Origin of the sequence: Sulfitobacter dubius (assembly GCF_027214245.1) — a bacterium.
Classification (GTDB): Bacteria; Pseudomonadota; Alphaproteobacteria; order Rhodobacterales; family Rhodobacteraceae; genus Sulfitobacter; species Sulfitobacter dubius_A.
On sequence record NZ_JAPWHM010000017.1, the window covers coordinates 1 to 12,597 of the forward strand.

Genomic DNA, 12,597 nt, shown 5'->3' on the forward strand with positions numbered 1-12,597 from the left:
AGATCAGACATATCACCGCTCCGTTTTCGGACGGTGAATCATGCGGCTCCACGATAATCAATGGGTCCTGAGCCTAGGTATGCCCGCAGAATGGCCGGGGATCAGTGCTGTGCCATTGTTTGCTGCTTGAGGACCCCGTAAAAGCTGCAGGTTGCACCATGAAAGTTTGAACAGCTCTGGCCGGGCATGATTTTTATTGCTCCCGTTTCGGTGCCGCGCAAAACAAGCGTACAGCGGTCTTCTCCAATGCTTTGACTGAAGCTTAGATCTCCATCTATGGAGGAGATCAGTTTGCCAGTGACCCGACCGCCACACGCATCTCCTTCAACCTGCAGTACTGCTTTGCCGTCGAAAATCTTCAAGATGCCCTCTCCCCCATCTTGAAAGGTTTCATAACTGCCGTCTGACAGCTCAAGCGCTTGAAGGTCATTAGGCGTATTAATGCACATAAAAACTGCTGTAAGCAGTCCGATATAAGAAGCTTTAGTTTCCATGATCCAACCCTGTCTGCGCACTGTGACATGTTGCCCGCCAACTAGTGCTTTACTGCTCTAGGCCATCAAGAATACCGCATCGGCTCTATTGGCCGTCTCCTTGAAGGTTGGAGGACAGGGATGCAATCTAGCAAGTCCGGGTTGGGTAGATGGTGCTAGATAATCGGCTTATGTGGGACAAAACGCACACTATTTTTATGAAACGTTGGGATTTCACAAAGCCGAAAGTCCCCAATTGAGAAACCTCCAGTTCTGAGAGGGCCGGATACGATACGCTTCAGTTAAAGTGAGGCGGAGATTGGCGCCGCCCCACCTAAGGCTGCCTCAAACAAAGATACCTTCGGAATAGGTTGTGCCGACAAGGGCTGCAAACTCTTCTGATTGCATCATATAGGCAAGTGCATCGTCTACCGTATCTGCAACGCCGTTCGCATCAAGGAACTCCTTCCAGAATGTCAGCCCTGCTTCGTCTGCTTCGCGCTGGAATAAATTATTGTAGATAGACTGAACTAATGCTTCAGCGTCGTTTAGCATGGCGCCGTATCGCTGATTGAATGCATCGGTCTGAGCGAAGGCATCAGTTAACGAAAAAACATCAATCGTACCGCCCTCATAAAGATCAAGCCAGAAATCAAAGCCAGTGGCATCAGGCTGGCTGCTCCCGAGAAGGGCATCATAGGCAACTTTGACAAGTCCAGCCCCATCATCGATATCCAAAAACAGAGTGCCATCAGTGAATTCAAGGCGGTCAAGACCGACGAGCTTTTGCGGCTCGCTTCCGGGCACAGTCACCGTCACACCCTCATTTTCAACCGATATGGTCGTCCCGCTAAAGGGCAAATTAAACGTCTGAATATCGTTTCCATTTTGGTCTTGCGTGACCTCGGAGCCGCTACCGGGTTCCAGGGTGCCGAAGCCCTCAACGTCACTGAGCAAAGTAGAGTCCGGCAAATCCTCAATAGCGCTTCGCAGCTCCTCTACGCCTGCAGAGACAAGGATGGGGTTTTCTTCGATCAAGGACAGCGACGCATCTAGCTCTGGGGTGATCTCCACCCCCAGACTGGTTAGAATGCCTCTCAACTGAGAAGCGAGGCCTTCTGCATCATTTAATAGCGGGCTGTTAGCGGCTAAGGAAAGAAGGGGGCGAATATCGCCAACAGTTAGTTCATTCATCTAGAAACTCCTGAAAAGAATAATCTTATCAAGCAATTCCGATGCAACCCTTGCTGAGGAATCGCTATGCCTTCTGAAGGTACTAAGTTTAGTGAAAGCTGCCTAGAAAAATGTCCAAAAGGTGGCGCGCAAGCAGAAATTTTGCCTTGCTTGGCTGTTCTCGCACGGGGTCATAAAGGCCCTTCAGGCTCATGAATGGCCACACATAGTCGTTCTAAATTGGTTTGAGCCTGTGTAAACCACTTCGGCGCGAAGGTGAGTGGCGTAGGTATCAACCAGCTATGGGTGTATCGCTATGCAGATCGCCGTGATGCTCATAGAAAAAATACGGCCAAGGCCTTTTAGGCTTTCGCGCCTAACGAAGCCTAAAAATTTTACGAGCTTACAATTCGCATCTTATCAGGCGCAGTGCCCGCTTCAACCTGAGCGCGATACCAGTTGGGTTGACGCCCTTTGCCAGTCCAAGTCTGATTTTTATCTTCTGGATTGGCAAAAACGGGTTTCGAAGGTTTCTTGGCAGCCTTCGACTTAACTTTCGACTTCTTAGGGGCTGGGCTAGCAGTCTCGGAAATTTCGTTTAGAGAGAACCCAAACTCAGCAGCAGCTTTCGTGGCAGCCCTTTTTGCTTCTCGCTGATCTCGCGCGACTGCTGAGGCTAGCGCTTTTTTCACATCGTTCAAAAGCTTCTCTAGCTCCTTGCGAGACATTGCTTTTAGATCATTTTTCGCAAACATAGTTTTTCCATCGCCTATTGAGACTGTGCTCTCTGGTTGAGTTCTTATGCTTGCCGAGCGCCTTATTCAAGGAAATCTTGCTGTTCCAATGCGTTGACGAGTAAAACTGACTGAAAAGTAGGAGTGCTTTGGCTCTCGGGCGACCTGCTGGATTGCTCCGAACTGATCTCTTTTTTATTGCATATTAGGGATACATATTGACTTAGAGCCATAAACTTCTGACCATCTGCATTAGAATTTCCTCCTGTTGAAAGGGCTTAACGTCTATGCATTATCGGAAATCGTGGCTGGTCCGACTTCTCATTGCGGTGCTTCCAGTCACCGCTATTGCTGACCCCTTACCGTATGGCGCTAAGACACCTGCGGCTCATCAGGTGGTTGCGGCATACATCGGGAAGACAGAAAAATGGGACGCTGACTGTCAAGGAGGGATCTATTTTGGGCCAAATAACCAAGCGAGAGTTTGGTGCGCACAAAGCAGCGATAGCTTAGGAGCGGGACAGTGGACAGTCGATGCCAATGGGCGAATGTGCCACGATCTTACGTGGTATTGGCCCAATAATGGCCGCGCTGGCAGCTCTAAAGGGGAGAAGAGCTGCATATTGCACGTGGTCGACCGCTTTGATCGGGTATGGCGCAGCTATCCCGGACAAACGGAATGGTGGCCGATCAAAGGCGATCCGGCTTTGACACGCGGCTACATCTATCAGAATGAAGTCACCGCTCTCAAAAACAAGTTGGGTATATAACGTTCTATGTGAGGCGGAGCTTCGCAAGTTACGCAAAAGCTCTACTTGTTTACCGTTATCTATCTTCGGCGCAGCGCTTTCAAGGGTGCTGTATCCTTTGCCTGCATGGGCGGGACGAGAATGGCCAAAGCGGGTGCTTGTTGGATTAATCGATGGTGAGACGGCCCCTCAAGGGAAGTCGCAAATATTTCCGTCTATGCCTTTCAAACACCGACAAACCTATCTTAGTTTACCCACCCTCAGTTTCTCAGTCCGTTGGGCGCATTCATATTAAGCGTGGCTGTCTGCGCCTTCGAAGTGAACTTTCCACACCCATGGCGGCAGGTTTGGCCCAGGGTCCCAGCCGCTGTAATCTAGCCTCAGTGTGAAAATACTTTCGTGTAGAAAAAGAGAAAATGGCTGTAGCCGAAGCTACAGCCATTACTGGGTTAGTCATGTGCTGTAGGGAACACGACTGCCTTACAGTGGGCTATCCTGAGGAATGCTGTCAACGATTCTCGACCTCTGCATCCCCAAATAAGGCATCATGATGGCGCAAATGAGAAGTATATAGGAATTCTAACCATTGATTCTTTTGCGTCCTTCTGCGGCAAAGTAACCAATTCCCCTTATTGTTGTGTCAGAATTCTCATATGAGAAACAATGATGCAATCCTCGGTTGTAAATTGGGCGTAAGTTGGGCAACTGAGTGACACTCTCTCACCTTTTTCTATAGTCGTCTTTGTATAGTTTTGTGGCTAGCTGCAGCATCTGGCCTTCTTCTAAGACAACGCGGCAATAGCGTTCGAATAACCGCACGCTCTATGGATCGCTATTCTTCGGGGTGGGACAGAATGTTCAATTTTTAACCAAATGCCTCAGTTCCTTAAGAGAACTTCATTCAGGCCCCTTACCGCAAAACGCTCCTATACGACGGATTATAGATGCGAAGGCATAATGCGGAACATTGGACGGCTAAAAAAAAGATCAGATAGACCTCCCCCTCAGCAGTGCGGGTATCATGAGCCGCGCGCTAGCCGTGGCTTATCTGACAGAGTCTTCTTAGACCCTAGCCGCCGCAGAAGGTCTCGTGTTCTTTTCTCTGCGGGTACTCTCGCAATTGGTATAATCGTTTGGCTGGCTTTTTTTGCTATGACGGTTGGACTAGATGGTGGTTTAGAGGCTGCATTGCCTGAACCTATCAGCGTATTGAAGAGCCAAGGCACGACTCCTCATGCTAGAAGATATTCACTGAAAACCAGTGATGAAGGTCCCAAAATCGCAGCGATTGATCTTCATGCCCAACAACAAGGCCAAAAGTACCAATGTTTAAGAGGTGAGAGGGAAGGGGCTTTGCGCGCACTGCCGGGCCGAGAGCAAAAAGTCTACGCTGTTGTGCCCGCAGATCTTCCTTGGGCAACAAAATCTCTGCAAGAAAGCTGTGGCACTATTCATGTCGCATTGCCAACTTGGTTTCATATTACGGCTACAGAAGGCGACCCCCAGGTCGTAGGGGTCAGTTCCGAGACCCGTGATCCCCTCCTTGAGTATGCCAAGCGAAACAGCATGCTTCATATCATGCCCATCGTTCAGTGGGACGCCGCAATATCAAGACTTTTGAGCGCTCGCGGAGGGGCAGAAAAAGTTGCAGCTGCGCTGACAAGTTTCCTTGCACTTCCACCGCAGAACCCTGGCATAAGAGGCTACTGCCTTGATGCGAGCCCCTTCGTTTCTGCAGGTGATGGTTTCGGCACAGTGAGCCGGCAATTTGTCTCGGCTCTGCACGCTCAAGATTTAGCATCCTGTGTGAAGCTTCCAAGCAGTGCATCGGATAGCCTGCTGGTTATCGCAAACCGCTTCTTTGATACCGTTATCGTGAATGGATACCAAAAGTATTGGTTGGGTTCGGCGCCGCAGCCTCTTGCGGGCAAAGAGTGGTTTAAGGCGCATATTGCCTCTCTCCAAGAACATGTGGCTGCTGATAAATTGGTCATTGAGCTCGGGGTCCATACCGTTGACTGGGTCTCTGGCCGTCCCCGGCCGGTAATCCAGCCTTTTGCAAAAATCATGTCAGCACTCGCGAATGATGGAGCTTTTGCAGAATTTGTTTCTGAGGCCGGCAATACCCGGGCAAATTACGTTGACACTAAAGGCTTACAGCACCGGGTCTGGATGTCAGACGCAGCCTCCGCTCAGAACCAAATCCTTGCGCTGCGCGCCCAAGGCATCAGATCTATCGGCTTGAGTGGGTTAGGCTACGAAGATCCAGGGATCTGGGCGGTCTTAGATCAGTCCATGCGCGATGTTGATTTAAACGGGCGAACTCTACAGAATATTGTTCTATCAAATTACGTAGAGCTTGTCGGACGAGGCCCATTTGTGGCGCCGGTTTCCATGCCACATGTGGGCAAACGGACAATCTTGACCGATCCTGTCACAAATGCCGTCACGTCGATGACATACAGTGAAACGCCCCGGGCAGCCACGACACGGCTCTACGGAGCGGGAGAGCCGAATAAAGTTGTTCTGACCTTCGATGATGGCCCTCACCCTGACCACACCCCGGCCGCTCTAGACATTCTACGCGACACTCGAACGCCGGGGTCCTTTTTCGTTTTGGGCAATAATGCTCTTGCGTCCCCGGATTTGTTAAAGCGCATTCTCAAAGAGGGCCATGAGCTGGGCTCTCACACCTATGCTCATCCAAATATGGGTGAGGTTTCGGCATCTCGCGCGAAGGTAGAGGTCAACTCAACACAATTGCTGGTCAATGGCATAACCGGTAGGAACATGCGGCTTTATCGTGAGCCTTACATGCGCAGTGGCGGCCCGATCACCTCTCGTGAGGTTGCATCTCTACTGCCGCTGGAAGAAGCGGGCTATGTGATAGCAGGAATGGATGTAGTCCCGCGGGACTGGGTCACACAAACCGCGGATGAGCTAGCGAATGAGATCATTCGACAAGTTGAGGCGAATGCAGGGGGGGTTGTTCTACTACATGACGGGGGAGGCGACCAAAGCCAGACTGTAGCCGCTCTTCCCCGAGTAATCTCTGAATTGCGGGCGAAAGGGTACACCTTTACCACCCTTGCTGATCTCTTAGGGGTGCCGCCTGATATATTGATGCCTGAAGGTGATCGTGTGACTGCAACGTTCGGCAGCATGTCCTTCCTCGCTGTAGGTAACAGCTGGTCACTTCTCCAGATTGCCTTTTGGACCGTCTTCACGATTGGAATTTTCCGCTCGGTCAGTCTTCTTTTCTTGGCAGCACGGCGCCAGCCTCATGTACCCTCGCCATCAGTACATGAGCCCTCGGTCACAATCGTTATCCCTGCGTACAATGAAGGACGCGTGATCGAGCAATGTATCCGTAAAGCTCTATACTCGGAGTATCCTGACTTTGATATTATCGTGGTAGATGATGGTTCGACCGATGATACTTATGAGAAAGCCATAAGCTTTGCCTATCATCCTCTTGTAACTGTCTTGCGCCAACCAAACCGTGGTAAGGCTTCAGCTCTTAATGCAGCATTGGACGAGGCTCAGAGCGAGGTGCTGATTTGCATTGATGCAGATTCACAGATCGCTCCTGATGCGGTTCGTTTGCTGGCCGCACATTTCACCGACCCCAAAGTAGGGGCGGTGGCTGGCCGAGTGGTGGTGGGCAATCGAAGCAATCTTCTTACACGCCTGCAAGCGCTTGAATATATCACCGCTCAAGCTGTTGAACGTCGCGCTAAGGAACATCTCAATGCAATCAATGTCGTGCCAGGCGCAATCGGGGCATGGCGTACCACAGCCTTGATGGAAGCAGGTATTTTTTCGACTGAAACGCTCACCGAAGATGCCGATATGACCATGGCGATGATACGATCAGATTATCAGGTGATCTATGAAAATCGTGCTATTGCAACTACTGAAACACCTACATCTCTCAAGGCGTTGATGACCCAACGGCTGCGCTGGTCTCTTGGCATGATGCAGGCCGGCTGGAAGCATTCGGGAGCAATCATGGAGCGCCGCAATCTAGGTTTCGTCGCTCTTCCTGATCTGGCGGTGTTTGGGTATCTTATGCCGCTTGTAGCACCTTTGGCTGATCTGTTTCTGGTACTCCTTATTATAGAGTTTTTTGCGAACGTCGGCGGGGCGGACCAAAATTATATGGACATTGTAGCCAACCCATTGATTGTTGCCTACTTGGCCCTTCCCACACTGGAAATTATAAGTGCAATTGTTGCCTTCCGCCTGGACCCCAAAGAAGATCGGCGCCTGTTGCTCTTGCTACCAATGCAGCGAATTTTCTATCGCCAAGTTTTGTATATCGCGGTGATCCGGGCGCTATGGCGCGCTGCAACGGGCTCTTTGGCAAGCTGGGGACGCATGACCCGCGTAGGTTTTCAGTTCGACCAGGCAAAGGTGACATGATCAAACGTCGGACTTTCTTGACATGGGGTACAGCGGCGCCCCTCCTGCTTTCGCAGACCTTCATGGCTCACGGAGCCAGTGCGACGCCTCAAAATACTCTTGTCATGATCGATAACCTGCACAACGGCACCGATCATGATCGGGTTGCCATTGTTATCGATGCTTTCGTGCGAAGTGGATTACCAGCTACATGTATCGTTGATCCCGAGCCCCTCCACCTAGGTCTGCTAAAGCCTGATAGCGCGCTTTGCCGTATGCTAAGAACGCGTTTACAACAAACCCCTGGCCTGCTTCAGGTTATACCTCTGGTAAGGAAACTGGGAGGCATGACCCCCTATTTTCAAGCGCGGGCGGTTCACGATACCCAGCATGCCTTGCAGGCGGCATTATGGAGCCCTGTAGATCGACCCAAACATGCAGCGGCAGGTCAAACCATTGCTTGCGATATGCTACCCACAACCGTGGCCCCATCAGGGGTGCGAGCCAGTGGCATTCGCAATGTTTTGATGCGCCCACATGCAAGTGCTCCAGTGCGGCCAGAGGCATGGAAGGATGGCGTCGCCAGAATAGTAGGCGGCCAGAGGATACGGCTGCAGTCTCAGAAGGCCATCTACAGCCTTCCGCAAGACCAGCCCGTAGAGCGCGTATATTACCTGTCTGCCGAAGACCTGCGTGGCCTTCCTCTCGCAAGCCTTGGCATAGCAGCATCCGCTTTTGCAAAACAGGTACTGCACAAAGCGGGCAATCATTGGGTAAGCCCAATTCTTGCCTCTGATATTCAGTTCCGAGATGCCTATGCCTATCGGCGGAATATAGGATTACACTTTGTTCTGGGGTCAGATGCCACGCCAGAGGACCAGGACGCTTTAACTGCTTTTCGACGCGAGTTGGCTGGCGTGGGGCTACCATCAAGCTTTGGACAGGAAACCTCCTCAAGCGCAATCTCTGGATATTGGATCCCCTTAGAGGAGGAGGCTTTTGCAATCGCGCCTCTCGAGCTCTTTATGCTCTCTCAAGAGATGCCGGGCCCGCCCCCCCAGATGAGCACAAAGACAACCTATGGCATTGCGGCGGAGCTCAAGGAAAAGCCCGACGTCGGACTGAGTTCGAATAACATCTTAGGCTTGCCTACCGTTCACCTCCGGGATGTTCGTTCCTTGGACGGGGAGCTGGAAGCTTCGATCGGCACGGCAGATTGTGTCCTCGCCATTTCCGCAAAGCTTCTGCGCAATCGGTCTCACAGAGCAGTTCTTAGAAGTGCGATCCATGCAATCCAAGAGGATGGCATGTCCCATTTTGTTTCGCTCCCTGACTATGTAAAAAGCCTTGTTCCCATGGGCCCCTACATTACACATTTCCGTAGGACACAGGCCTATCAGCATCAGATGGTGAGAGCGCCTGACGCGCCGGATGAGAAAGAACGGGCGCGGCTAATAGCAGATGCCAAGGTTGCTTGGTCATATTTTGAACAGTGGACCAACCCTAAGACTGGCCTTTGCCCTGCAACTGCAAATTCTGCACCCGGGCACCAGAGGCTGCACGAAACAGTCACGATGTGGGATGCAGGAAGCCACATCTTCGCTTTGATGGCCGCTGTAGATTTGGAGCTCATCTCACCCAAGGCATTTCAGCGTTCAATCAGAAATATCTTGCCTCACCTTGCCGGGAGGCGCTCCCAAGGCCGGCTGCTGCCTCAAGGTTGGATTGCAACGGACAAGTTCAAATGGGGCAATCGTAACTTTGACGGCTGTGATGCTGGGCGGCTGTTAGCGGCTCTATACAATCTCGACATCCATCCTTTAGGAAAGGGCCGCGCAGCAAGCACCGTTGCGGCTTGGGACCTTAAAGAGGTCGTAAAAGACGGCGTCATCTACTCAGTGGAAGAGGGCGCTCTGGCATCCACTTTCCGCTCCCATTGTGCGCATTATGCCGCTTGGGCGTTCCGTACCTGGGGCATTGAAGTCAAATCGCCCTATGAAGTGTTTCAGGGGACGAGCCTATCTGATGGACGAATGGCATTACTGGAGGTCAGCGGTCGAATAGGCCCCCTTGGTGCTGAACCCCTTTTAATGGAAGCGCTGGAGTTTGGCATGTCTCCCGAGTCAGCCTATCTCGCCGATGTTTTATTTGCTGCTCAGCTCGAAGAATATGATAAAACCGGAAGACTAATCTGCGTATCAGAAGGGCCCATCAACAGCTCCCCGTGGTTTTTGTACCAAGGTTTACAGTTTGATGCGTCCGGAAGGGTTTGGGCTACCGACACAGTTGCAGGCTTGAAAGAACATCGCACGAAGGCTTTCAGAGAAGAGCATCTTTCGATCAGTTCAAAGGCGGCCTACTTGTGGTCTGCCTATAAAGATCATCCGTTTTGCACAGAATTGCTTTCTGTTGTCAGGGACAAGGCCAAAACTCGTTACGGTTTTGCGTCCAGCATCAACCAAAGGACTGGGGAGCCAAGCAAAACCTACAGTGATATCAATACAAACGCCGTTATTCTTCAGTCGATTGCTTCTAGGCTCCAGCGTTCTTAGCATACCAGCCAAAGCGGCTCACATCTTAAGGTTTCCGGGCATCATTCTGGAGACTAGGTCGATAGAGGGCGGCCTCAAAAGCATTTGCTATATAGCTGCATGATAGACAGATTGAACAATAGCTTATGGGCATTGCGCGCTATTGTACAACTGAGCCGCTTATAGGGGGCGCCAAAAGGATAGAGATTATGAGTGATCCAGAACGCATAAAGTTGCTAGAGAAGGCATTGATCAAATATGTAGAACTCTACGGTTTCATAGACGAAGCACGGGAGTACTACATACGCAATTCTCAATCCGCAGATCCGAGCACAGAGCAAAAACATTAACATGCTAAATACGATTGTTCGGGCGAAAGGCTACTCCGGCATTCCCCAAGTGGACGGTTATGCTGGATATAACAGTTTGCTCAAAAACGCTTATCTCGTCAACTAGCCGGACGGGTTCCGCGCGACGTGCGTATAGCGGCGCAGCCAAAGCTAAGCAGTACCTGCACAGGATAGATCGCGGGTCCCTTTTCGCAATCGGCCGTATCGATGTATGCTAACATACAGGGGCTGGGTTCGACCCGTTGCGATGTGGCCATATGTGCTAGGGGGCCAGGAAGCCCCAGTCTCCGGTGTTGGTCTCGTACAACCCCATAAGGACAGATGTCGATTCCACAGTATTCTCTGGACTAATGGCAATGTCTGCCAGCGCCAGTGCTTTGCTAATCACCCCCTCATTTAACAGTTCCAGGTAGAATTGCCTTCCAGCGGAATCTGAGGTCCGGTCCAAAACGTTGAGATAAATTTGCTCAAGAAAGTCTGCGTTCGACAGGGTGGTGGCGTCACCAAAGTTTGCGGAGAACTCTGGGCTTGTCATAAGATCTGCCGCCAAGAACTCATCTGACAAACCATCCCTTTGCGTGACATCAATATAGAAATTAAGTCCGGGAAGGTCGATCGCCCCATCTCGGTTGAGCGCTGCTTCATAGAGCAAAGCCACACGTTCAGCGATGACGAAATCTTCGGGGCGCCCCGCCTCCGCGAGCGCCGAACCTGCGCTAAGCTCAATCAACTGGTCATCAAAACGGAGGAACTGAAACCCAAAGAGCTTGTCTCTGCTGCCGTCTGCCGCGGTAACGACAGTATAATCAATCCCGCCCACGATATCGAAGGTATCCGACCGACCATCAAAGGAAGCGGTGTCTCCCGTCCCGTGTTGCGCCAATTGTGATGTGGCTACCAATACATCACTGCCGCCGCCGCCGCCTATAACGTCTGCGCCGCCGCCTCCCCAAAGGATGTTGTTGAGTTCATTACCTTGTAAGTCATCTGATCCCTCACCTCCAATGGCGTTTTCTATAAAAGCGCCGAACGCGATGCCGACGGTTTCAGTAAGGGCTGTTGTACCAGAATTTGTCGCTGCGGTAATCGTTGAGCCCACATCACTCAATGTGCCGGGCTTAAGATCGATAGACACACCGGCGTTGGTCGCAGAGGCGTCAAACGTATCTATTCCCCCAGCATCCCAGACCGTCTCATGGTATGTCTGGGAAGGGGTGAAAACATAGGTGTCATCTCCAAGATGCGTGCTCATGTTTGAACCATAGAGCCATTGAGCCGCGAGTATGTCCAAGATCATGGGTGTGGTTGGAAAATAGGAAAGATCTCCTTGGTTTGCGAAAATGTCTTCCTCGGTGATGCTGGGGAGAACCGCGTAGCTCATGATTGTCTGAGAGCGGTAGTTCAATCCTGCAGGGAGTGTTTCATTATTCCAACCTTGCGAAGCCGATACGTCTCCAAGATTAAAAACTGCATGGCCAAGTTCGTGCAATACCGTAAGATAAGGCAACTGGCCGGGTTTGAGACCACTTTCTTGCAGGCTCTCAAATCCTCCGGCGAGAAATATATCGCCAGCATGGAGGCCTTGGACTGCCGGGGGTACAGCCTCAGCGCTGAGGCTGTCGGGGGGATAATTCGGGTTGGACAAGGATACACCGATCCTAATATCGCCCACGCTTGTCGATGTCTCTGTAATCTCGGCAAAACTGACATCAGCAAACGTAGCCCAGCTTTGCAAAGCAGCTCTGAAGGCCGCCTCGAGGGGAAGACTCATTTCGCCTATATTGTCAGTATATTGAGATGGATAAGGGGAGGCGAATGTCGAGGCCTCGTCGAAAAAACTGAAGCTAAGCTCAGCGCCCCAGCCGATCGGGCCACCCCACTTTGCTATTGTTAACCCATTCACCTCATCTCGTTCAGAAACGGGGACTTGCAAAGGTTCTCGAGGGGCTAAGAGGGCATCAATGCTTTTGTTGCCACTTGTCCCGGTCATTGATGTTGTTTCGGTGTTGATACCTGGAGAAACCATGGGAAACCTTTCAATTGTTCGAGCGCCTAAAATATCTGTCATCTCACCACTTCTAATGACGGTAGTGCACGGCAAGAATTCTGAGCTACTCCCCATTTGTTGGACAGGATCTGGCGTAGTTTAAGCTACTCTTTGCACTTGCTGATCGTGGTTGGTT

7 protein-coding genes are annotated in these 12,597 nt (G+C 51.2%); 3 read left to right on the top strand and 4 right to left on the bottom strand.

Annotation, left to right across the window (positions count from 1 at the left end):
• Window positions 1–101: 101 nt before the first annotated feature.
• From O4H31_RS19235 to O4H31_RS19245, 3 genes are all read right to left on the bottom strand, one after another.
• Window positions 102–494 carry a hypothetical protein gene (locus O4H31_RS19235; RefSeq protein ID WP_269348143.1) on the bottom strand — a complete coding sequence of 131 codons (393 nt, stop codon included), beginning with the start codon at window positions 492–494 and terminating at the stop codon, window positions 102–104.
• A 324-nt stretch (window positions 495–818) separates the two neighbouring features.
• On the bottom strand, window positions 819–1,667 hold the full coding sequence (locus O4H31_RS19240) for a DUF4214 domain-containing protein (RefSeq protein WP_269348144.1): 849 nt from the start codon (window positions 1,665–1,667) through the stop codon (window positions 819–821).
• A gap of 374 nt (window positions 1,668–2,041) precedes the next feature.
• Window positions 2,042–2,401: an H-NS histone family protein gene (locus O4H31_RS19245; protein ID WP_269348145.1), complete on the bottom strand. Its 360-nt coding sequence runs from the start codon at window positions 2,399–2,401 to the stop codon at window positions 2,042–2,044.
• Window positions 2,402–2,667: 266 nt separating this feature from the next.
• On the opposite strand from O4H31_RS19245, the gene O4H31_RS19250 reads away from it, so the two are divergent.
• The 3 genes from O4H31_RS19250 (at window position 2,668) to O4H31_RS19260 (ending at window position 10,085) form a co-directional block, all read left to right on the top strand.
• Window positions 2,668–3,150, top strand: coding sequence for a DUF995 domain-containing protein (locus O4H31_RS19250; RefSeq protein WP_269348146.1), 483 nt, complete (start codon window positions 2,668–2,670; stop codon window positions 3,148–3,150).
• A gap of 1,131 nt (window positions 3,151–4,281) precedes the next feature.
• Window positions 4,282–7,554, top strand: coding sequence for a glycosyltransferase (locus O4H31_RS19255; protein WP_269348147.1), 3,273 nt, complete (start codon window positions 4,282–4,284; stop codon window positions 7,552–7,554).
• A gap of 326 nt (window positions 7,555–7,880) precedes the next feature.
• A complete protein-coding gene (locus O4H31_RS19260) occupies window positions 7,881–10,085 on the top strand; it encodes a DUF3131 domain-containing protein (protein WP_269348148.1) in 2,205 nt (734 codons plus the stop codon).
• 591 nt (window positions 10,086–10,676) lie between these two features.
• Here the strand turns inward: O4H31_RS19260 and O4H31_RS19265 are convergent.
• Window positions 10,677–12,482, bottom strand: a complete 1,806-nt coding sequence (locus O4H31_RS19265) for a DUF4214 domain-containing protein (RefSeq protein ID WP_269348149.1) — start codon at window positions 12,480–12,482, stop codon at window positions 10,677–10,679.
• Window positions 12,483–12,597: the final 115 nt, after the last annotated feature.